This window comes from Methylomonas lenta, from assembly GCF_001644015.1.
Taxonomy (GTDB): domain Bacteria; phylum Pseudomonadota; class Gammaproteobacteria; order Methylococcales; family Methylomonadaceae; genus Methylomonas; species Methylomonas lenta.
On the sequence record NZ_LUUI01000087.1, the window covers coordinates 14,362 to 37,796 of the forward strand.

Sequence of the window (23,435 nt, forward strand, 5' to 3'; positions counted from 1 at the left end):
CTCTCATGCAAACCAAACCAGCTGTTAGCAGCGTTCCACTCCATGACATCATTGAGAATCGCTGGAGTCCGCGCTCTTTTGCTGCAGACAAATTTATAGACCAGCAAACAATAGATGCCTTGCTGGAAGCGGCTCGCTGGGCCCCGTCTTGCTTTAATGATCAACCCTGGCGGTTTCTTGTTTGCAATAAATCCAGTGACACCAGAGCCTGGGAAAAATTACTCGGCAGTTTGGGTGAAAAAAATCAGCTGTGGGCTCAAAATGCACCCATGTTAATTCTCTCAGTGGCCATGCATGAATTTGCTCATAATGATAAACCTAATCGCTGGTCATCATACGATACAGGTGCTGCCAGTATCAGTTTGTGCCTGCAAGCTACCGCAATGGGCTTGATCACACACCAGATGGGCGGCTTTGACGCCGAAAAATGCCGACAACTTTTCAATTTACCCGATAACTGTACGCCTATGTCGGTCATTGCAGTGGGTTACCAAGCACCGGCTGAGCAATTAAACTCCGAACTTATGCAAACAGAATTAAAAGAACGCTCTCGAAAGCCTTTAGAGGATCTTTTTTATTTTGGCGCATGGAAAGAATAAAGCGCTCTAAAATTCCGTCCACCTTTGTCAAACAGGTGGGCGAAATTTAGTGAGTATTGCCCAGAGAAAAACTCTACCGCCAACACCGGGTTCGAGCTTACAAAGCCTCTGCCTTATTGTCATCTTCTTCCTGAAAATTGCGATAATTGATTGAAATTTTCAACCCGGCAAAACGACCAGCCATTTTCTCTAACTCGGTAGTGGCTTTATCAAACGTCAACCTAACCTCACTCAAGGCTCTGTCTTCATAGCCTTCTTCAATATCCCGCACATCGAGGCGAAAATGATATTTATAAATTTCCTGCTTTTCCTCATCCGTGATTTCCAAAGGCTTACCCAGATGTGCAACTACAGCGGCTTTTTTCGGTAATTCAGCCGAAACTTTACCCACAAATTCTGCTTTAGCCCTTAACTGTCTTTTGCCTTCATTAATATCGGCTCCTCCCAAGGATCTAAATGAGGCTTCAAGAAACTCAGATGGGGCAATTTGCAAAAACATTTTTGAAAACGACATCTCGGTAACTTCGTCTTCCTTGTTAAAAACCAAATCCACATAAAAACTAATTTCCGGCTTCTCCAACTGACTGTTTTGGTCGAGTTTACGAAACCAATAGCGCCAATGCTTGCCATCTGGCGTTTGCTCTTCAGTGGTGGCATGCAACTTGGCTAAAGCAATAAAGTCGTCAGCATACAGCCTTGGTTCTTTAAAGTGCACGGTAAAGTCGTCTACTGCCGTTACTGTAAAATAGCGATCGAATTCTGCCATTTGCAAATAGGTCTGGTAGGCGTGCAACCATTCCAAACAACCCGTCTGTGTTATCAGAAATAAAGCCATTAGGCACAGACGAAAATAGCGTTTAATTTTATGCATGGCAACCTCAGTGCCGAGTCGATGAGTCGTTCTCAATGCTATCTGGATTAGTGAGCAGATTTTCCACGTCGACTTTATCAAACAGATACTGCTCGCCGCAAAACTGACAATCCACTTCTATGGTCTTACGTTCTTGCAATATAGCCTCCAACTCTGACCGCCCCAATGCTGCCAAAGTACTGCCGATTTTCTGCCGGGAGCAATTACACTTAAATTCAACACCTTCTGGCTCGTAAAGCCTAACCACTTCCTCATGAAATAATCGGTGCAGCAGTTGCTCACAATCCAGCGTCAATATTTCTTCTTCAGTGACGGTATTTGCCAGTATTTCGATATGCTGCCAATCGGATTTATCGTGATGCTCGCCCGGCAGTTCTTGAATGAACAAACCTGCGGCGCAGGTTTCATTAGCAAACAGCCATAAACGGGTATCGAGTTGTTCGGATTGATTAAAATAAGTCCGCAATGCGCCTGCCAAATCTTGCTGATCCAAACCAACAACACCTTGATAAGGCTGGGCATTTTCAGACTCCACCGTCAACACCAACCGGCCGCCCTCGCCTATCATCTGTTGCAGGTTAGCGCCATTAACTTGAACTTCACTTCGTACCAAGCCGCGTATCATGCGTTCGTTGGTGGATTGCGCCACCAACGCTTTTAATTCTCCGCCCCCCTGAATCTGCATGACCATAGACCCTTTAAATTTGATGGTCGCCGACAATAGTACAACCGCTGCCAACGCCTGGCCTAATTGCGATTCAACGGCAGCATTAACTAGAGTTTGATGCTGTTTAGCTTGTTGCCAGCTTTTTTCAAGCCGCACCCATTCACCCCGCACCCCTAGTTCTTCAAATAAAAAACGTATTAAACAGTCTTGTTGATTCATTTTGTTATGGCAAGTTTTAAGCAGACCAGGGATTATAATCCTCCTGCTCGCTTCATTCGACATCGGATCAATACACCATGAGTTTTTTATTTAATAAAACCACCCTACCCCAACCAGAGCAAGCCTTACCCGGCAGAGCTCAACCCATGACAACCGCCATACAGCATTTTGTGACCGGCAACCCTATCGTGCCGCCATTTCCAGCCCACATGCAACTGGCGCAATTTGGCATGGGTTGCTTTTGGGGGGCGGAGCGCAAATTTTGGCAACAAGCAGGAGTATTTAGCACCACGGTTGGTTATGCCGGTGGCTACACGCCCAATCCCAGCTATGCGGAAATTTGTACCGGCATGACGGGGCATAACGAAGTCGTGCGGGTTATTTTCGATCCGAACATTATCGGCTACCAAGATTTGCTACAGCTTTTTTGGGAATCGCACAACCCAACTCAAGGCATGCGTCAGGGCAACGATGTCGGCACTCAATACCGCTCCAGCATTGATTTTTTCGATGATGCGCAACAAGAGATTGCCCTAAAAACCCGCGAGCACTATCAGGCCAAACTGCAAGCCGCTGGCTTAGGCTGTATCACTACCGAAATCCGCCAGGCAGCCATTTTTTATTATGCAGAAGACGAGCATCAACAATATCTAGCCAAAATCCCGCAAGGTTATTGCGGACTAGGTGGCTTGGGGATAAATTTTGCTTAGCCCTCTGCCATTAACTTAAATGAACTGCTTGGCAAAATTCATCGAATCCCATACTTGTTACTAAATGCCACCAGATCACCATCTTGAACTTTGATCTCAACTCAGAAAATTAAGATAAACAACGCTAAAACCAGTAAATCTGTCATAAAAACTAGCACAATAATTCTGCCTGGCATTTAAGCAATGATTCGGTAAACTATTATTTGACCTGGACTTATTCGTAAACCGGGTCGGCACAAGCGTTATTCAGGTTGACTTTTAGGAGAAAATCCTTCAATTTACGCAACTGGTTTGGCTTTCCAACTGGGCACGGCGTCAGCCGATTAAAGACACAGAAGACTGTCATCCAACTCAAAGCTTTGAAAACTAATATTAGTCTTAACAATATAAAACGTACTCTGTCTTTCAGCAGATTACCGGGAGGAAACATATGAAGCCTGTAAAAAACTGGCTGCTTGCTTCAGCAGTAGCTACTTTACTTGCTGCACCAGTAGTATCAACTGCGAACAACGACGTAGAAAAACTGACTCAAGACCCTGCTAACTGGGCAACTTGGGGTGGCGATTATGCCGGTACTCGTTATAGCAAACTGTCAGAAATCAATACTCAAAACGTTAAAAACCTGCAACCTGCATGGTCTTTCTCTACCGGCGTTCTGCGTGGTCACGAGGGCGGTCCTCTGATTGTTAATGACGTCATGTTCATCCACACGCCTTTCCCTAACACTGTTTACGCGATCAACCAAAAAACCCAATCGGTTATTTGGGAATTCACACCGACTATGGATGCTGACGTTACCATTCCTGTCATGTGCTGCGATACCGTTAACCGTGGTTTGGCTTATGGCGACGGCAAAATCTTCCTGCAACAATCTGATACCGTTCTGACCGCTTTGGATGCCAAAACCGGTAAACGCGTATGGAGCGTGCAAAACGGCGACCCAAAATTGGGTATGACCAACACTAATGCGCCTATCGTCGTTAAAGACAAAGTCATTACCGGTATTTCTGGCGGTGAGTTTGGTGTACGTGGTTTCTTGGTGGCTTACGACATCCGCACCGGCCAACTGGCGTGGAAAGGCTACAGCATGGGTCCTGACAAAGATACTTTGATTGACCCTAAAAAATCCACTGCGTGGAAAGATGGCAAAGTCCAACCTGTGGGCGAAAACTCCAGCTTGAGCACCTGGGAAGGTGATCAATGGAAAATCGGTGGTGGCACAACCTGGGGTTGGTATTCATACGACCCTAAACTGAACCTGATTTACTACGGCTCAGGCAACCCATCTACTTGGAATCCAACACAACGTCCTGGTGACAACAAATGGTCTATGTCTTTGTGGGCTCGTGACGCAGACACAGGCGAAGTGAAATGGGTTTACCAAATGACTCCACACGATGAGTGGGATTATGACGGTATCAACGAAACAGTTCTGGTTGACCAAGAAGTAAAAGGCAAAATGCACAAAACTATCGTGCATTTCGACCGTAACGGCTTTGGCTACACCCTGGACCGTGAAACTGGCGAACTGTTGGTTGCTGAGAAATTCGACAAGTCTGTAAACTGGGCTTCACACGTCGACATGAAATCAGGTCGTCCTGAAGTTGTGCCTGAGTTTTCTACCGAGCACAATGGTGAAGACGTCAATACAGTAGGCACATGCCCTGCTGCTTTAGGTGCTAAAAACATGGCACCCGTGTCTTACTCACCACAAACCGGCCTGTTCTATATTTCAGGCAACCATTTGTGCATGGAGTACGAACCGTTTGAAGTGTCTTACACCGCAGGTCAGCCTTATGTAGGTGCTACACTGTCTATGATGCCAGCGGGCGCTGATGTACTGACTGGTAAAAAAGACGACAGCACTAACCTGGGTCAGTTTACTGCCTATGACGCTAAAACCGGCAAAATCGCTTGGTCTAACAAAGAGCAGTTCTCTGTTTGGTCAGGTTCGGTTGCAACGGCTGGCGGCGTGGTGTTCTACGGTACATTGGAAGGCTACTTGAAAGCAGTTGATGCTAAAACCGGTAAAGAATTGTACAAATTCAAAACCCCATCAGGCATCATCGGTAACGTCAATACCTGGGAATTCGAAGGCACTCAATACGTTGGCGTTCTGTCAGGTATCGGTGGCTGGGCAGGTATCGGTATTGCTGCAGGCCTGGATGACGGCTCCAACTCTACCAACTCAGAAGGTTTGGGTGCAGTAGGTGCATACAGAAGCTTAAGTTCCTACACCAAATTGGGTGGTACACTGACTGTGTTTGCACTACCTAAATAAATCTAGTTTTTTTAGATTTTAGCAACACAAGCCTTGGTCGAGCAATCGACCAAGGCTTTTTTATGTCACCCAATGCCAAAGGAAACTTCGATGAGAAAACTCCCATCCATTACAAAACATCTATTTTTGTGCTGTTTAGCTGGCTCTAGCTTCACTGCTCAAGCTGAAGAAAAGTTTAGAGTTTGCGCAGACCCATTGAACCCACCTTATTCCACCAAACAGCTAGATGGCTATGAAAATAAAATCGCCGCGCTGTTTGCCAAACAATTAAATCAGGAGGTCGAATACTTCTGGTTACCGGCCAGAATTGGCTTTATTCGCAACACCTTAAAAGCAGAAAACGAAAACGGCGACGGCTTTAAATGTGATGTTGTGATGGGCGTACCGTCCGGATACGATTTAACCGAAACCAGCAAACCCTATTTTCATTCCACTTATGCTTTGCTGATTGCAAAAGATCGTGGCTGGGATGATATTACCGCTGCTACGCAATTGGCCAACCTGCCGCTGCAAAAACAGGAATTGTTAAAAATTGCCATGTTCGACCGTGGTCCTGGCACAACCTGGTTACAAAAAAACGGCTTATTGGCACAAGGCATCCCCTATCAAAGCATGACAGGTGATAGTGAACACAACGTAGCCATGCAGATTGACAAAGACCTTCGTGCAGGCACGATCGATATGGTGATTTTGTGGGGACCTATGGCAGGCTATGTAAAGTCACAAAGCCCTAAAGACAGTTATATTGTCATACCGATGGAATCCACGCCTGACATGAAGTTTGATTTCTCTATTGCTATGGGTGTGCGTCATGGTGATAACGCCCGCAAACAACAATTGAACGATTTGATAGACAAAAACATGCCTGAAATTCAGAGCATTATCGGCAGTTATGGCATTCCGTTGCTGCCTATTCCTGCGCAAGCGGTAAAAAAAGACGACGATGATTAAGCTATGAAGACTTTTGGGGTGCTGCAGTTCGGGCACCCCAAAACTATTACAACCGGCCTTTTTATTCGTGTCTGTTAAACATACCGATAAAATGCGCAAAACGACCGGCATTTTCTTCGGTCAATTGGGACCACTCGAAGCGCCAGCGCCAATTCCCTTCAGTAGTGCCTGGGGTATTCATGCGATCGGCAGAACCTAATAACAGAATATCCTGCATCGGTATGACTGCCAAATTTGCCGGCGACCCCAACACAGCATGCACCAACGCACAAGGCATAGGCAGTGTTGACCAACCCAAATAGTCGTAAACTCGTTGTTTTTCCGCATCACCCAGACTTTCAAACCAGCCTAGCGTAGTATCATTATCGTGGGTACCGGTATAAGCCACACTATTGTGGTCAAAATTCATCGGTAAATACGGATTGTCAGGATGCCCATCAAAAGCAAACTGCAAAATTTTCATGCCAGGTAGATTAAAGTCATCTCGCAGGGCTTCCACTTCCTCGGTAATAATCCCTAAATCTTCTGCGATCAAGGCCAGGTCCGGAAACTCCTTTTGTATCGTTTTTAACAGCTCTGCGCCCGGTGCCGTGACCCATTGACCATTGATAGCGGTATCTTCATCTGCAGGGATCTCCCAAGCTGCTTCCAGACCTCGAAAATGATCAATCCGCAGAATATGAAACATTTCATTCTGACTTTTAATCCGATCCAGCCACCAGCGATAGTTGGTTTTGCGCAAGAACGTCCAGTCGTAATGCGGGTTTCCCCAACGTTGGCCGAATTCGGAGAAATAATCTGGCGGCACCCCAGCGACAACATCCATTTCACCCGCTTGGTTTAGTTTAAATACTTCCCGATTAGCCCAGACGTCAGCACTATCATAAGAAACAAAAATCGGAATATCGCCAAACAACAACACACTTTTCTGTTCAGCATAGGCTTTTAATTCGTGCCATTGCTTAAAAAACACAAATTGTTCAAACTTGATACCCTCAATCACCACCTTTAACAACTGCCTTGATTCCTTTAACGCCTGTGGTTGACGTTGCTTTAAGGCTACCGGCCACTGATTCCAACATTTATGCCCAAACACATTCCGCAAAGTAATAAACAAAGCAAAATCATCCAACCAATCGGCTTTTTCTTTACAAAACGTTTTAAAATCCTGTTGATCGGCTTCACTGGCAACTGTTTGAAAACCATAAAAAGCTTTAGCTATTAAGCAGCTTTTCCAGAATAAATGCCCACCGTGACATTCACTGCAGTTTTCTGCAGACGGCAACCAACCTTTTTGCTCTAACCACTCAATACTGACAAAAGCAGGATTACCTGCATGAGCAGAAAGACATTGATACGGAGAACCGTCACCGTGCGGCATACCTAATGGTAAAGTCTGCCAAACAGTTGCACCTACATCATGCAGAAAATTAACAAAATTGAACGCCTCTGGCCCCAGGTCGCCAGACTCATTTTTTCCAGGTAAGGAGCTAATGTGCAACAACACTCCGGCACGGCGTTTATCTAAGAGAACACTCATATTTTCCTGTTAAATTAAATTTCATTTCCACGTCGCATGGCACCGCCCATGACAGGCGCTCCCGAACCTTGAGTAAACGCCAAAGCCAGATATGCGGGTGGCTCTTCGCCTAAAAGCCGATAAAGATTAGTCAAATTCAAACGATATTGCCTTTCAAAATCACTGACAGCCTCACCTGGATTGTAATCACCAAACCACCAAAACCAATCTGAACCTTCGCAGATCGCTAACTGCTGTTCGGCAACCGCTTGTTGATACTCAGATATCCGACCTTCGGAGACCACTCTATCGAAAGCTTTTTTCACATCCCCTAGCATATCCCAGCCGCAGTTTTTATCGGCATCGCCTATCCAGGTAGAAAATGAACCATACACCCAACTACCAGCAACCAGCTGCGACAAAGGCTTTATCGGCACTTTGCTTTCCAAACATGCAGAAAAAGTGGTTAATTCTATCAGGGGATGGTCGGCCAATCGCTGGTATAAAGCCGTTAGGAAATGATAACCGTTATCAGGAAAATATTCCCAGGCATTTTCACCATCCATAATGATGGAAACCACCGATCCGGGCTCAGTCAAATCGGAAATGTTTTCCAAATGCTGAATCAAATCGGCAACGGCATCATCCGCATGCCATTTTGAATATTCAAAACCAATTAAATCCGATAACCCATCGTCACGAAAAAAGCAGGCTATATCGGTTGATGCTAGCTTAAACGGGTGATGTAAGGAGCCGACATCATTAAAACCAGAGGCCTGCAAACTATTATGCAGTACATTGCCGCCACTCGCCGCCCATTTAAAACCGAAATCGGATAATGTCTTTAGGGTTGCTGCACTTATACCACCTTCCGAAGGCCAGCAACCTTGCGGTTCAAAACCGAAGAAATGCTTGAAAGTTTCGACACCTTTAGCCAAATGCCATTGCACCCGCTGCTCACCGCCCGGATAAGCTTCCAATACCGGCATCAAGGCCTGCGGCGTAGCATCCAAAGCGCTGTTCAGATCAAGCATCAATGGCATAATGGGGTGCGCATAGGGTGTCACCGATAATTCAATCCGACCTTTTCTGGCAAGAGATTTATAGCGATAGAGCACCTTGGATAGCAAATCACGAATAATCTCAAGGATCTCGATGCGGTCATGCAGGGAAAAACCACTACCCTTTTCTATCAGGCGCTGCACCCGAGTATCCGTTAATTTGACGGTTTCCCCCATCCATGCCAAATGATACCAGACCAAAATATCAGTGATAAATTGTGAGTTAACATAATTTATCGCATCTTGATGAGACTGTATCCACTCAGCCATTTCCGTGAGCTTACGAAACATCGGGTAACGATTGATCTGCCGCTCTCTGCTGGCTTTACGGCAATCATGTACTAGTTTAAGTCGTTTTTCAGGATCAGCAGAAATGCTGGGGTCAACCAGCGCCGCTAATAGAGGATCTTTGATGCCGATACGGTCTTGCAGAAAAGCACTAACTTGATTGGAATAATCTTCGATTTGCTCCAACAGTATGGGCGCAAAATTGACGACTGCCTTCGCTGTAGGCACAGCCTCCAAGTGCGCCACCATGTCGACATAGTCTTTGATGACATGTAAATATGTCCAGGGTAATTTGAATTCGCCGCTGGATGTGTCCCTGTACTCAGGCTGGTGCATGTGCCAACACAGCACCAGCTTCAGGGGTTTATCTGACATAGTGCCGTTTTTGCCCTAACATCTCCGGGGTCACCAACACCACCCCGCCCTCGCTGACATAAAATCGTTTTTCATCGTCAGCTCTATTCTCCCCGATCACGGTACCTTCAGGAACTTGACAAGCCTTTTCGATAATCGCCTTGTTGATCCGACAATGTCGACCAATGTTAACTTCAGGCAAGACTACCGAATTGTTTACTTCGCTGTAGGAATTGACCCGCACTTGTGAAAACAATAATGAATGACGCACTACGGATCCTGAAATGACACAGCCACCGGATACCATAGAATCGATGGCTTGGCCGCGTCTATCGTCATCATCAAATACAAACTTGGCGGGCGGTGTTTGCTCCTGATAAGTCCAAATAGGCCAGGTATTGTCGTATAAATTCAGATCCGGCTTGACCCCAATTAACTCCATGTTAGCCGACCAATAGGCATCAATGGTACCGACATCGCGCCAATAACTTTGTTGGCCACTTTGCAAATCAAGAAATGGATAGGCATTAAGGCGGTATTTATCAATAATCGCAGGAATGATATCTCTTCCAAAATCGCGGCTGGAACCTTTTGTATCTGCATCTTTAATCAGTTGCTCGAACAGAAATCCGGCATTGAAAACATAAATCCCCATAGAGGCCAGTGCAGTATTTTCCCTGCCTGGCATTAACGGTGGGTTTTCCGGTTTTTCTACAAAAGCCCTGACCCGTCTATTGTCGTCAACATCCATAACCCCAAACGCTTTGGCTTCTTCCAGAGGTACTTCTATACAACCAATAGTCAAGTCGGCTTGGTTAGCAACATGATCGGCAATCATGGCTGCGTAATCCATTTTGTAAATGTGATCGCCAGCCAGTACCAGAACAAACTCCGGATTACGCGCACGCAGAATATCAATATTTTGGAACACCGCATCGGCTGTACCTTGATACCAGGAATGTTCGTCATGGCGCTGTTGAGCAGGCATCAAATCGACATACTCACCGAACTCACCGCGTAAAAAGCCCCAACCTTGCTGGATATGTCGAATCAACGAATCAGCCTTATACTGTGTCAAAATACCAATTTTACGAATATCAGAGTTGATGCAGTTGGATAAGGGGAAATCGATGATGCGGAATTTACCCCCAAACGGTACAGCCGGTTTGGCACGCCAATCGGTCATTTGCTTAAGTCTAGAGCCTCGTCCACCTGCCAAAATCAGGGCAATGGTATTGCGAGTTAATTCATTGATCCTTCTGGGCGGTTGCTGATTGTTGTCGACTGACATTTTATTCTTCTCCAAAATTAGCTTTTTTATGCTGTTGAAAACGGACTATAAAACAATTTTCAACAGATTTGTTTTTAGTTCTACTTGCCGCGCTGGTTCATTATCGTTACTCTTGACTAAAAAGTAAAAACCCAAACGCTGTGATGTGGCCACCCCATCATCTTTAAGGTTCCTGCTCCCTTCTAATAACTAACTATAACTGAGGCGCTGTAAAATGAACAAGCCAAGTAAACAAGTCACGCTTGATTCTGATTTAACAAGAATTATTGAAGCCAAACATCACGACCCTTTCTCCGTTCTTGGTCGACACGTAGTAAATGGAAAAACTGTCATCCGTACTTTTCTGCCTTATGCAGAAAACGTGCGTATCGGTAAAAACGGCCCATTGATGAAACGTATTCCCGACAGCGATTTTTTTGAATATTACCCCGCTTTAAACGAAGTCGACGATCATCACCAACTATTTTGGACAGACAAAGAAGGCAACGATCACCTGGATTATGACCCCTATACCTTTTTGCCTGTGCTGTCGCAATTTGATCAGCATTTATTTGCCGGGGGCAGCCACTGGCACATTTATAAAAAACTGGGCGGTCACTTACACACTGTTGATGGTATAGACGGCGTTTATTTCGCAGTTTGGGCCCCCAATGCCGAGCGAGTAAGTGTTATTGGCGACTTTAATCGCTGGGACGGACGCAACCACCCTATGCGTAGTTTGGGCGGCAGTGGCATTTGGGAAATTTTCATACCCGGACTGACTGTCGGCTGCGTCTACAAATTTGAAATCCGCAACCATCACACCGGACAAGTATTGGTAAAAACAGACCCCTATGGTCAGCAATTCGAATTCCGTCCACAAACCGCCGCTATCATTGTTAATGAAGATAACCATGCTTGGCAGGATATGGAATGGATGGAAAAGCGTCCGCAGCACGATTGGTTGCATCATCCGATGTCGATTTACGAAGTGCATCTAGGCTCCTGGCAGCGTGACAGCCGCGGCAACTTCATGAATTATCGTGAGTTAGCGGAAAAATTAGTCGATTACGTCAAAACCATGGGTTTCACCCATATCGAATTATTACCGATTACCGAACATCCGCTTGACATCTCCTGGGGTTACCAAACCACCGGTTATTTTGCCCCCACTAGTCGTCACGGCACCCCGGATGATTTCCGCTTTTTCGTCGATCATTGCCATCAAAACGACATCGGTATTATTTTGGACTGGGTACCTGCGCATTTTCCAAAAGACAGTTTTGCCTTGGGCCGCTTCGATGGCACACCATTATACGAACATGAGGACCCGCGCAAAGGCGAGCATCGCGATTGGGGTACTTTGATTTATAACTATAGTCGCAACGAAGTGAAAAACTTTTTGCTGGCCAGCGCCTTCTTCTGGCTGGAAGAGTTTCATTTAGATGGCTTGCGCGTCGATGCCGTGGCCTCGATGCTGTATCTGGATTATTCACGCGAAGCCAACGACTGGATACCTAACATGTACGGCGGCAATGAAAATCTGGAAGCCATAGACTTTCTACGCCACATGAATTCGGTTACCCATGAACAGCATCCCGGCACAGTCATCATGGCGGAAGAATCCACTTCCTGGCCGCAAGTGACTCGTCCTACCTGGACTGGCGGGCTGGGTTTTTCCATGAAATGGAATATGGGCTGGATGCATGACATTTTACATTACATGCAAGAGCAACCCATACATCGTTCCTACCATCACGACGAACTGACCTTTGGTTTGTTATATGCCTTTACCGAAAACTTCGTGTTACCGTTCTCGCATGATGAAGTGGTGCACGGCAAACAATCGATGATCAACAAAATGCCGGGCGACGAATGGCAGCGGTTTGCCAATCTGCGTTTGTTGTACACCATGATGTTCACCTATCCAGGCAAAAAACTGCTGTTCATGGGCTGTGAATTTGCCCAAGGCACCGAGTGGAGCGTCAATCGTGATCTGGATTGGTATGTGCTGGATTATCCTCTGCACCAGGGCATGCAAACCCTAGTCAAAGACTTGAATCACCTGTACAAAAAACATTCCGCGTTGTATCAATTTGACTTTGATCATCAAGGTTTTGAATGGATAGACTGTCACGACTACCAGCAGTCCATCATCAGTTATCGCCGTAAATCAGCCAACGAAGATTTAATTGTAATTCTAAACTTCACCCCGGTACCGCGCGAAAACTATCGTATCGGCGTGCCTCACGAAGGCGTTTATAATGAAATATTCAACTCCGACTCGGAATATTACGCCGGCAGTAATTTGGGTAATGCTCATATCCAGTCGGAACCACAACCCTGGATGAACATGAATCATTCCATTACGGTAACCTTGCCGCCACTGGCCGGGGTTATTTTAAAAATGTGAAGTTCTGTTTTGACTAGATTCGCCACGAACGACCAGTTGTTTAAAGCCTGCTGCTGCTTCTTGCTGGGTCTATTAAACTATTCCGATTCGTGATGAATCTGCTTTTGGTTTGCAAATTCGCCGAGAAATAACACTTTTTACTATGAAAAAAATTCTCTTCGCCAGTAGCGAAACCCAACCCTTAATCAAAACCGGCGGTTTAGCCGATGTCGCCGGCAGCTTGCCTATTGCACTCACTGAGCTAGGCCAGGATGTGCGCATTATCATGCCCAACTACGCATCTATTAAAGACTGTGATCCAGGCCGTTACTTATGCACAGTGCGGGTAAACAATGCCGACGTCAATCTGCTGGAAACCCGCTTACCGAATAGCAATGTCATTATCTGGCTGGTGGATTACCCGGCGTTTTTTGGTCATCCCGGCAACCCGTATAATGACGAAAGCGGCAACCCCTGGCCCGATATAGGCGACCGTTTCGCCTTGTTCTGTCGCATAGTGGTCGAAGTCGCCATGGATAGGGCCTATCTGGACTGGAAACCGGATGTCGTGCATTGCAACGATTGGCAAACCGGCTTGGTGCCTGCTTTGTTATCGCTGGAAGAATATAGACCTTCTACTGTATTTACCATTCACAACATGGCCTATCAGGGCATCTTTCCCAGCAACACTTATACCTTGCTGAATTTGCCAGGCCAGCTCTGGCATACCGATGGTCTGGAATATCACGGCATGCTGTCGTTTATCAAAGGTGGCTTGAGTTATTCCGACTGGATCACGACTGTCAGCCCAACCTATGCCCAGGAAATCCAGACCCCGGAATTTGGCTATGGCCTTGAAGGTCTTTTGGGGCACAGACAACACACCCTGTCCGGCATTATCAATGGTATCGACAATAATGCCTGGGATCCGCAAACTGATCCTAAGATCGCCCAAACCTACTCCAACAGAACTCTGAGCAAAAAAGTTATCAACAAGACGGCTTTACAGGCAAGACTGGGATTACCGGTTACCCCGGAACTTCCGATGCTTAGCTTAATAGGCCGCTTGGTTGACCAAAAAGGTATCGATCTGGTTCTAAGCTGCCTGAAAGAAATGGCGGGTATGCCGTTGCAATTTGTCTTATTGGGCAGCGGCGACACCAGCATACAAGTCCGCTTACAAGATTTTGCCCGTTTATATCCGGACAAGATTTCCATTACCATCGGTTACGATGAAAACCTGGCGCATCAAATCGAAGCGGGTGCCGACATGTTCCTGATGCCTTCGCGCTTCGAACCTTGCGGCCTCAATCAAATGTACAGTCAGCGCTACGGCACCCTGCCTATAGTACGTAAAACAGGTGGTCTGGCGGATACTGTAGTCGACACATTGCCTCAGTCACTGGCTAACGGCAGCGCTAGTGGCTTTGTGTTTAAAGACGCCGTGCCCGGAGCTTTGATGGAAACCATTAAACGCGCACTGGTGTTGCATGCCAATCGGCCACTCTGGCAAAAACTGCAGCGCAATGCCATGGGCAAGGACTTTTCCTGGGAAAATAGCGCCAATCAGTATCTGGCACTTTATCGTGAAATCTAAAAAAGCTTGGCTTAGCCACTTCTTCTGGCCGCTGTATCAGCTAGAAGCAGTGCTGCGAGCTTTTTGCTTGCTGCTTAAACTTTGCTGCCTAGCTTACTTAACGATAAATTGTGCTATGGCCAATACGGTTATGGAAGTAATTCCCTTGCACAATCGTCCGGCTGAAGAAATACAACCTCTATTGATGCCGCTGCTGGAAGATGGCGACATCATCAACAGCATTGGTTTTAATTTAATTGTAAAAACCAGCCCGGAAAGACTGGAAAACTTCCGCAGCCTGATCGAAAAACTCGATACCCGCCGACATAACCTGACGATCTCTGTTCTGCAAAACAGCCATAAAACAGCCGAGCAACTGAATGCCGAAGCGGCTATTCTGATCGCACCACCCGCAATTCGGATGCAAGGTATGGTAGCTGATACACGCAACGTGGGCAGACAAAATACAGCCCATCAAATTCGCACTCTAGAGGGTCAAGCAGCGCATATTCAAACCGGCCAACAAAGACCGATTGAAAATGTCACGGTCTACGATTCGGGTTATGGCTATCCCGGCGTCGTCAGCAATCAGCAATTGCAAGAGTCCAGCAGCGGTTTTGCCGCCATTCCTCACCTGATAAACCAAGATGAAGTTGTCATCGACCTTGCACCTTGGTCTGATCAATTTTTAAACAACGGCGGCCTAGCAACGCAAAGCATAGACACTTCAGTCAGAACACGGCTGGGTGAATGGGTAGAAATCGGCGGTACTGTCAACCAACAACAATCAAACAACCAAGGCTATACTGGCCTGAATCACACCACCCAAAATCAAAACTTAAGAATCATGCTGAAAGTCGAACTGGCTGATTAACAATATGCTGGAAAAAAAACAGCAAAAAACAGGCTTTGCGCAAACACTGAATGGTCACAACTAATCAATACTATTCCAGCATAAAACCGGCAAATGCATCTGCGCTTAAGGGCCGAGAAAACAAATAGCCCTGGGCGTAATCGCAATCGGCCAGCTTTAGTATGTCGCCTTGCTGCTGGGTTTCTACACCTTCGGCAATGACTTTCATGCCCAATCTATGCGCCATGGTGATAATAGCTTCGCACAACACGCGATCACTGGAATCCGGTGTCAGATTACGTACGAAAGATTGATCGATTTTCAGATAATCAATGTCGAATTTTTTTAAATACGATAGCGACGAATAGCCGGTACCGAAATCATCAATGGCCACTTGAATACCGGCATCACGATAGGCCAACAATTGCCGCGATACGGTTTCACTGGCATCGAGCAATAACCCTTCGGTAATTTCAACCACGATACTATTCCCCTCCAAGCCCATGCGATTCAAATCGCTGGCCCAGTGAGCACTGCTCTCGCCATGAAATTGCACTGGCGACTGGTTGATACTGATCTGAAAATCTGAACCATAAGCCGTCTGCCAACAAGCCACTTGCCTGGACGCCTGCTGAAACACCCAATTACCAATGTCTATAATCAGATGAGATTCTTCTGCGATCGGTATAAATTCGGCTGGGCTAATGATGCCATGCACGGGATGCTGCCAACGAATTAAAGCTTCGGCCTTATGCACTTTCCCACTTTCCAGTTCTACGATGGGCTGATACTGTAAATAAAACTGGCCCAAGGCTAAAGCCGAACGCAAATCGGCGACCGTTCGAGAGCGTATTTCTGCTGCTTTCTGCATGGCCGGAGTGAAATATCGCCAACGATTGCGGCCCTCGGCTTTGGCGGCGTACATTGCCTGCTCAACATATTGCAACAAAGTTTCTATGTGTTGTGCATCATCGGGATACAAGGTAATACCAATACTGGCCGAAACATAAGCCAGCTTGCCTTCCAGATCAAATGGTAGAGAAATTTTTTCTAGAATTTGATCGGCAAGTTGTTCGATATCATCGCTATCGGTAACATCATTTAAAATCAACATAAATTCATCGCCACTCAAATGGGCCAACAAATCAGTTGCACGCGTATTGCTTAGCAAACGGTTGCCGGCAGCTTTCAGTAAGGCATCGCCAGTGGCATGCCCAAAAGAATCATTGATTTCTTTAAACCGGTCCAGGTCAATCGACATCAAGGCAAGTCGTTGCCCATTGTGGGCGGCAATTTTTATATCCTGTTCCAATCGATCATAGAATCGATTTCGGTTCGACAGGCCAGTCAGCATATCAAAATTGGCCTGCCGCCAAATCACTTCCTCAGCCTGCTTCTTTTCCGTGATATCCAAAAACACTGCCAAATAATGTGTCACCCGATCATGATTATCCATAATCGCGGTGATACTCAACCACTGAAAAAACAATTTGCCGTCGCGCGTTTTATTACAGACCTCACCTTGCCAATGGCCCAAGCTGTTAATGCTGTGCCACATATTTTGATAGAAATCTGCTTCATGGTGACTGGATGCTAACAAAGAAGGATTCTTACCAACAACTTCATCGGATTCATATCCCGTGATACGGGTAAATGCTAGATTCACCGAAACAATAATATTATGGCTATCAGTGATCATGATGCCTTCGGTGCTGTGTTCGAACACCTTGCCGGCTAAATGCAGTTGCTGATTGATATGCCGCTGCTCCAGCACAATCCCTATGATGAAAGAACCGATTTCCAATAATTTACGGTGGAATGATCCTGGCATGCGGTGCTCAAAACTGGACAAAGCAAACGAACCTATCACCCGCCCGCCCTTGCCACGAATGGGCATGGACCAACAGGCACAAATATTAAAATCGATGGCTATCTGACGAATATCCCCCCAGCGTGAATCGGTAAAGGTATTGCCAACAAAAACAGGTGCTTGACAATAGAGCGCATTCCCGCAAGAACCTGCGGTGGGGCCGGGTTGCAGACCATTAAGCCGAATAATCGCTTCTTGCGGAATGCTGGGCGCGACATACACGTTCAATTGCTGCTCGGCTTCATCTAACAGCATTACCGAGGCTATCGAGTTGGGCAATAGCTGCTCTTCCAGTAAACAAAGTTTCTCACAGACTTGATCACAATCAGAACCCAATGCCACTAGCTTTAACACATTTTGTTGAAACTGCAGAATTTTGGCTTGCTCTGCTAAAGTAAGCTCAATGTATTCAACCGTCTGATCGAGAGGGTCGCAGGCTTCTTCAAAAATCTCCTGATCAATTTCCATGCTGGCTTATCGCTGAACTCATCATAGTTATCCTCATAATCGTGTTAACCGTGCCGACAATTAAATCCGAGGATACAATTTTAGTCACTGTTTAAACTTATGCCAGATATTTTGTAACCAGCAGATAGGTGATTAACAACAATAAACCCGTACCACTTGCCTTAGCCTGCCAGCCACTTCCCTGCAGCATCCGTGCAGACTCTACGATCGGAGTTAAATCTTCGACTTGATACCCCAGCACCACAGCCGTCAGATTATCCTGGCCGAGCTTGTTTTTCTTTAATACCGCATCGCACAATCCCTCAGCCGCCAACATAGGTGTTGCATGCAAACAATCGACTATTTCGTCTGCCGACAACACACCATCAACGCCATCGGAGCATAACAACAATTTATCGCCAGCCAGTAGTGGCAAGGGATATTGATTTCGGGCTATCTCAGGCAAAGGATTTAAGCCGACGAAACATTCCAGAGCATACCGCTCAGGATGATTATCAGCTTGCTCCTGAGTGATCAAACCGTCCCCAACTTGCACTTGTAACCGTCTTGCGAAGTTATGATCGACATTAAGCTGGCTCAAACGTCCATCCCGACATAAATACAGATGGCTGTCGCCCACAGTACGCCAGTGCAACTGGTTTTGATGTATGACTACCGCCACCAAAGTTGTGCCCATTTGTTCGGGGCAATAATTCTCCTTTGCGGCAGCATATACCGCTTGATTCGCAGTTGCCAAGGCATTATCCAGCGCCTCGCTAACCTTGATTTCACTGGGTTTGGCTAAATACGATTCAACAAACTGACTAGTGGCAATATAAGCCGCTTCGGCGCCATACAGCAAACCACCGATACCATCGGCCACCACCGCCAGATAACCGCCATGCGCTATAAAATCATTATCGGCAAAATCGGATAAGGCAAACATATCCTGCTGTTGTGATCGCTGGCCGATATGACTGGCGTTACCGGGTAATACGAGCATCAGCGTTGGCCTAAAATCTCGATCCGCATTTCAGTGCGACCCAATAGAAGTAAATCACCATCACGCAACGGGTAATCATTATGAATCGGCACACCATTGACCAGAGTGCCGTTAGTGGAATTCAGGTCACGCGCAATGAGTTTGCCAGCCAGTCGTTGTAGCAAGACATGCTGACTGGAGATTTCCACATCATCATCCAGCATTAAATCGCAACTCTCGGCTCGACCCAATGTTGCCCTCTCGGCAATTTTAAGTTGAAAAACCTGGCCTTTATGTACGCCGGCTATTACTGTCAATTTGACAGAAACACTAGTATTGGCGGCTTGCAATTCCACTACCGGCTTATCTGTAATGGCATCAGTAACTTCATGCAAACTGTCGTCTTTAGATTGCATCAGACGCTGCCTGTAAACCAGTACTAAACCGACTATAAACGCTAAAAAACCTATTGGAAAAATGATTAATTGCATAGGTATACCCTGCGTATCCTGTTTAACCATTTTAGGTTTATTAGTGCTTGATTTAGGCAATAAGCGCATATCGAAACCATCGCTGAGGGTTTGCTGACCGTCGTTCCAGCTTAAACTCAAACGATATAACTGACCATCCGACTGACAGCCTGAACAATTCAGCTGCAAGCGATAAGCCTGCATGATTTGCTGCTGCTGTTGTGCATAAGCGCTATCCAATTCCGCGGCTTGGGCTTGTACAAAATAACCGCCCGATTGCCGCGCAAGCATACCTAGCACTTTCAAACCCTGGCGCTTAGTATCATTAACCGGTGAGGTGGCGAAACCAATGCTGTAGATCGGCACTCGGTACTCCTGGCTTTGTTTAAACACCTCATCCTCGGTGACACCACTAAGGCTATCGTCAATACCATCACTCAAGATCACAATAGCCCGTCGGGCTGGTAAATTATCAGCCTGACGTCTACCCAAATTAATGGCCTCTAGTAAACCCCGATATAAACTGGTTTCCATGTCGGTGGCTGCCAGGTTATCGATAGCCTGGTTTAATTTGTCATGATTGGCGGTAAACGCTAAATTTTGTTTAACATCGCGGCCAAATGTTAGTAAAGCGGCCTGATCCTGCTCCCCCATGCCATCCAGCCAACGCTGTAAGGCCGTTTTGATTTGCTCGAACTGATGAGGCGATAAGGATTTAGAAATATCCACCAGAAAGATATAAGCAACGCCCTCGCCAGTTTGTTGAGAACTTTCGATAGCGGTCACCATTGCGGGCTGCTTACCGATGCTGATACTGAATTGTTCCGGCTTAAGCACACTTGAAGTCGGTAGATTCAGCCACAAAGTGATGGCCGGTAAATCCGCTTGGGCTTGGATTAAACGTAAGTCATCAAATTCCTCAGCCTCGGCAAGCCCAACAACCAGTACAAGTAAAAACAGGTAAACAGAACGCATGCTTTATTCTCCCTGAATTTCCCAATTGAATTTTTCACTGCACAAAGGCAGGAACAGTAAGTGTGTCTGCCCCAGCTCGATGCGATCGTAAGCTTGTAACGGCATCGGCACATCGACTTCCTCACCATTCAAATAAGTCATACCGCGACTGTCACCTGGCGCGATACGAAAACTCGCCTTGCGTGGATTAAAATTAATATAAGCATGATTCTCGCGTGAAATAGCCTCATCGCCACTGATGCAAATCGCCATGTCCGCACCACGACCGATAGCGTTGCGCTCACTGCGCACCCGATAATCACGGCCTTTTTCCGGGCCTTCAATGCAGACTAGCCAGCCTACAACCGGGTCGATACCGATTTTTTTGCGTACCATGGCAACCGTCACCCCTACATCCGCGACGCCACTAGCCTGCCCACGTACTTGGGTCAGCATCGCTTCGGGCTGGGTCTTCGCGGATTGGACCTGCTCATTGTTCTGTATAGCCAGTCCAGTTACACCGCAAGAGGGACAGCGTGTGTGTTGCTGGGAGTCGTAATAATGGCCACGTTCGCAGCGTATCAGCTTCATAGCGTTCACCGGTTCAATTTAAAAGGATTTTGGCTGGCAAAGTATTTATTGAAAATCTTTACAGTCCATTGTAGCCCCCCATTCATCACAGAGGCTACGCAAATGCTCTTTTTGTGTCGCATCTAATGATTTTGAACCTTGCTGTGCCGGGGCTGATTCTTGGCGCTGTCTTTCTTCGAAACGTTTAAGCGCGGCTGCTTGTTGCTGTTTTAGCTCTTCAGAAGCCTGGCGCTCTAATTCTCGCTGCCGGCTTCTATCAACAAGCTCATCATTGTTAGATATTGGCTCGGGTGCACTCATTTGCAGTGATGGTCCAGACCCTTTTGCCACCGGTACCGGTTCAATGCGTGGATTTTTATCTTTTGCCAACTGAAAAATAAAAATCAACATCATCAGCGACAGGCTACCGATAATTAGCCAACGTTGCCCAGAAAAAAAATAACGGTTCTTTGACGCTACAGGATAGGCGAATTTACTTTTTAGCTGTGGATTTACATGAATATTGGTCCGAGTATCCAGCCCCACTGCCGGATTGGCAGGTAGATTTAAAAACTGCTGTTGTAGCGTCTCTATGCTTTGCGGACGCTGGAATGAATTGACCGCCAGCGCGTTTAGCAACGCCTGTTCGGCTGCCGGCGGCATCAGCACCCCATAGGCGGAGGGTAGTTTAAGTGTGTCTTGTTTTAACCTTTCCAGTGCATCAGGCGGCGCTTCACCGGTCAGGCAAAAATACATACTGGCAGCAACACTGTATACATCACTCCATGGGCCTTGTTCGCGCGTATTGCGATATTGTTCTTCCGGTGCAAAACCGGGTTTGACTATCACCGTTTGCGACTGAGTGCTTTGCACTGAGCCAATACCATCCAACTGCGCAGCGCCAAAATCAAGCAATTTTACCCGGCCATCGCTGCATATATAAATGTTATCCGGAGCAATATCCCTATGTAACAAACCGGCTTTATGCACAGCACGAAGAGCATCCATAATCTGTATAAAAATATCCAGCGTTTGTGTCCAGGCTAACCGACCGTAAAGCTGCAGATAACTTTTTAAAGTCTGGCCTTCTACGTATTCCATTACCATATAGCCAGTGCCAAAGGCAGGAAAAAAAGACAACACAGAAACAATGCCGGGATGCTGCTGAAATTTGGCTAAAGTGCGGGCTTCGGCAAGAAAGTTATTCAGTCCGGTTTGAAAATGTACTTGAACATCCGACGAGTTGGCAACCACCTGCCCTGCGTTAGCATCACGATGAGCCCATTCACGCGGCAGGTATTCTTTAATGGCCACTTTAATTTGCAGATTGGCATCCCAGCCCAGATAGGTAATACCGAAGCCACCGTGCCCCAACACACGTGCCACTTGATAGGGTGGATTAAGCGTGCTACCTGGCGCAAGATATTGTGGATCAGTAGTCGAGCTTGTTTTATTCCACCCGCAATTCGCACAGATCGACAATCCGGAGTCGGGTTGCAAACAGGCGGGGCAAAACGAATGGGACATGCGCTCTCGTATATTGGCTGCTAATCGGCTATAAATCTAGCCTTAAAATAGCAAACAAACTGAACGCTTACTGGCTATTTATTGGGTTATGGTTTCAGCCAGCTCGGTGATGGCTTCAATTTCATCGTGCAGATTATCAAGCTCTTGATGTGCCAGCTTAGAATCCAGCTGAAGCGTGGCCCAAACCTCCTCTGAGCAGATCTGGTTGGCGGCATCGCCGATGCCGATTTGACCCAACAAATAATCATTTAGATAGGTCAGCAAATTTAACTGATAATTTTCACCCCGATAAAAAGGGTTATGGTGGTGATAGACAATATCGCTAATCAATTTTGGCATGGACCAGGCATTCATGAGCCATGTACCTATTTGAGCGTGGTTGACACCAAAAGCAAAGGTCTCAAGATTATAAATAGACAAATTCGGGTTAACTCTGATCAATCTTTCCAGATGAAAAAATTCATCCGGAAATTGATACCCGAGTAACGGAAAACCAATATTGTGCAACAAAGCCGCCAGGAAAACTTCCTGCTGTTTTAAACCTAACTCAGCCGGCAGTTTTGTTGCCAATTTCATCATCAAACGGGAACTAGCCAGCGCATGTATCCAAAACATACGGGTACCTATGACACCTGTTTTGGGGGCTTTTAACGGTGCCATAACGGCCAAACCCAAAGCCATGTCAAATACAAAGTTAAACCCTAACACGCGAATAATGGCCTCGCGTATCGTGGTAATTTTGCCACGATAACCATAAAGCGACGAAGTAGACCAACGCATAATCTGCGCTGTCAACAATGGATCCATTTCAATAATTTCCGCCAACTTATCAACATCCGCTTTGGGATCAGAAATTAAATTGATAATCCGCACCGCACTTCCGGGTAAAGGTGGTAGCGACCTGATTTGGGAGATAGTATCCCGCATATCCAACGGCGGTGTAAAACCGTTGATCTGCGGATGAATTGCATTGAGTGTCCAGTTCATTAATGTCGACTGCATGA

General features: G+C 46.4%; 18 protein-coding genes. 7 read left to right on the forward strand and 11 right to left on the reverse strand.

Annotated elements, in window-relative coordinates:
- Positions 1 to 5 precede the first annotated feature (5 nt).
- Positions 6 to 599 carry a nitroreductase family protein gene (locus A1359_RS06555; RefSeq protein WP_066979849.1) on the forward strand — a complete coding sequence of 198 codons (594 nt, stop codon included), beginning with the start codon at positions 6 to 8 and terminating at the stop codon, positions 597 to 599.
- Positions 600 to 696: 97 nt separating this feature from the next.
- Here A1359_RS06555 and A1359_RS06560 read toward each other — a convergent pair whose 3' ends face one another.
- Positions 697 to 1,470, reverse strand: coding sequence for a hypothetical protein (locus A1359_RS06560; RefSeq protein ID WP_066979852.1), 774 nt, complete (start codon positions 1,468 to 1,470; stop codon positions 697 to 699).
- A 7-nt stretch (positions 1,471 to 1,477) separates the two neighbouring features.
- Positions 1,478 to 2,356 (reverse strand): Hsp33 family molecular chaperone HslO, encoded by an 879-nt coding sequence (hslO, locus tag A1359_RS06565; RefSeq protein WP_066979856.1) that lies wholly within the window; start codon positions 2,354 to 2,356, stop codon positions 1,478 to 1,480.
- Between the two features lie 77 nt (positions 2,357 to 2,433).
- Between hslO and msrA the strand changes: the two genes are divergently transcribed.
- The 3 genes from msrA (at position 2,434) to A1359_RS06580 (ending at position 6,298) form a co-directional block, all read left to right on the forward strand.
- Positions 2,434 to 3,066 (forward strand): peptide-methionine (S)-S-oxide reductase MsrA, encoded by a 633-nt coding sequence (msrA, locus tag A1359_RS06570; RefSeq protein ID WP_066979858.1) that lies wholly within the window; start codon positions 2,434 to 2,436, stop codon positions 3,064 to 3,066.
- 430 nt (positions 3,067 to 3,496) lie between these two features.
- Positions 3,497 to 5,347 carry a methanol/ethanol family PQQ-dependent dehydrogenase gene (locus tag A1359_RS06575; RefSeq protein ID WP_066979861.1) on the forward strand — a complete coding sequence of 617 codons (1,851 nt, stop codon included), beginning with the start codon at positions 3,497 to 3,499 and terminating at the stop codon, positions 5,345 to 5,347.
- Between the two features lie 90 nt (positions 5,348 to 5,437).
- The gene (locus A1359_RS06580; RefSeq protein WP_066979864.1) at positions 5,438 to 6,298 is read left to right on the forward strand and encodes a quinoprotein dehydrogenase-associated putative ABC transporter substrate-binding protein; all 861 of its coding nucleotides are present in this window, start codon (positions 5,438 to 5,440) and stop codon (positions 6,296 to 6,298) included.
- A gap of 61 nt (positions 6,299 to 6,359) precedes the next feature.
- Here the strand turns inward: A1359_RS06580 and malQ are convergent, their stop codons facing one another.
- From malQ to glgC, 3 genes are read right to left on the reverse strand one after another with little or no spacing between them, the layout of a single operon-like run.
- Complete coding sequence (gene malQ / locus A1359_RS06585) at positions 6,360 to 7,838, reverse strand: 4-alpha-glucanotransferase (protein WP_066979867.1); 1,479 nt, start codon at positions 7,836 to 7,838, stop codon at positions 6,360 to 6,362.
- A gap of 14 nt (positions 7,839 to 7,852) precedes the next feature.
- Positions 7,853 to 9,541 (reverse strand): glycoside hydrolase family 57 protein, encoded by a 1,689-nt coding sequence (locus A1359_RS06590; protein WP_066979869.1) that lies wholly within the window; start codon positions 9,539 to 9,541, stop codon positions 7,853 to 7,855.
- The gene (gene glgC / locus A1359_RS06595) at positions 9,531 to 10,811 is read right to left on the reverse strand and encodes a glucose-1-phosphate adenylyltransferase (protein ID WP_066979872.1); all 1,281 of its coding nucleotides are present in this window, start codon (positions 10,809 to 10,811) and stop codon (positions 9,531 to 9,533) included. Before glgC ends, A1359_RS06590 begins: the two co-directional genes overlap by 11 nt.
- A gap of 214 nt (positions 10,812 to 11,025) precedes the next feature.
- Here glgC and glgB point away from each other — a divergent pair, with 214 nt between their 5' ends.
- From glgB to A1359_RS06610, 3 genes are all read left to right on the forward strand, one after another.
- Complete coding sequence (gene glgB, locus A1359_RS06600; protein ID WP_066979875.1) at positions 11,026 to 13,203, forward strand: 1,4-alpha-glucan branching protein GlgB; 2,178 nt, start codon at positions 11,026 to 11,028, stop codon at positions 13,201 to 13,203.
- Between the two features lie 142 nt (positions 13,204 to 13,345).
- Positions 13,346 to 14,779, forward strand: a complete 1,434-nt coding sequence (gene glgA / locus A1359_RS06605; RefSeq protein WP_066979877.1) for a glycogen synthase GlgA — start codon at positions 13,346 to 13,348, stop codon at positions 14,777 to 14,779.
- A 115-nt stretch (positions 14,780 to 14,894) separates the two neighbouring features.
- A complete protein-coding gene (locus A1359_RS06610) occupies positions 14,895 to 15,632 on the forward strand; it encodes a hypothetical protein (RefSeq protein ID WP_066979954.1) in 738 nt (245 codons plus the stop codon).
- Between the two features lie 70 nt (positions 15,633 to 15,702).
- Here A1359_RS06610 and A1359_RS06615 read toward each other — a convergent pair whose 3' ends face one another.
- The 6 genes from A1359_RS06615 to A1359_RS06640 form a co-directional block, all read right to left on the reverse strand.
- The gene (locus A1359_RS06615) at positions 15,703 to 17,949 is read right to left on the reverse strand and encodes a bifunctional diguanylate cyclase/phosphodiesterase (RefSeq protein WP_083960531.1); all 2,247 of its coding nucleotides are present in this window, start codon (positions 17,947 to 17,949) and stop codon (positions 15,703 to 15,705) included.
- A gap of 97 nt (positions 17,950 to 18,046) precedes the next feature.
- A complete protein-coding gene (locus A1359_RS06620) occupies positions 18,047 to 18,931 on the reverse strand; it encodes a PP2C family protein-serine/threonine phosphatase (protein ID WP_066979880.1) in 885 nt (294 codons plus the stop codon).
- Entirely contained in the window at positions 18,931 to 20,355 is a 1,425-nt protein-coding gene (locus tag A1359_RS06625) for a VWA domain-containing protein (protein WP_066979883.1), read from the reverse strand. Before A1359_RS06625 ends, A1359_RS06620 begins: the two co-directional genes overlap by 1 nt.
- 3 nt (positions 20,356 to 20,358) lie before the next feature.
- Entirely contained in the window at positions 20,359 to 20,925 is a 567-nt protein-coding gene (locus A1359_RS06630) for an FHA domain-containing protein (RefSeq protein WP_066979888.1), read from the reverse strand.
- Between the two features lie 45 nt (positions 20,926 to 20,970).
- Entirely contained in the window at positions 20,971 to 22,431 is a 1,461-nt protein-coding gene (locus A1359_RS06635; RefSeq protein WP_083960532.1) for a protein kinase domain-containing protein, read from the reverse strand.
- Between the two features lie 78 nt (positions 22,432 to 22,509).
- Positions 22,510 to 23,418: an HDOD domain-containing protein gene (locus tag A1359_RS06640; protein ID WP_232322140.1), complete on the reverse strand. Its 909-nt coding sequence runs from the start codon at positions 23,416 to 23,418 to the stop codon at positions 22,510 to 22,512.
- Positions 23,419 to 23,435: the final 17 nt, after the last annotated feature.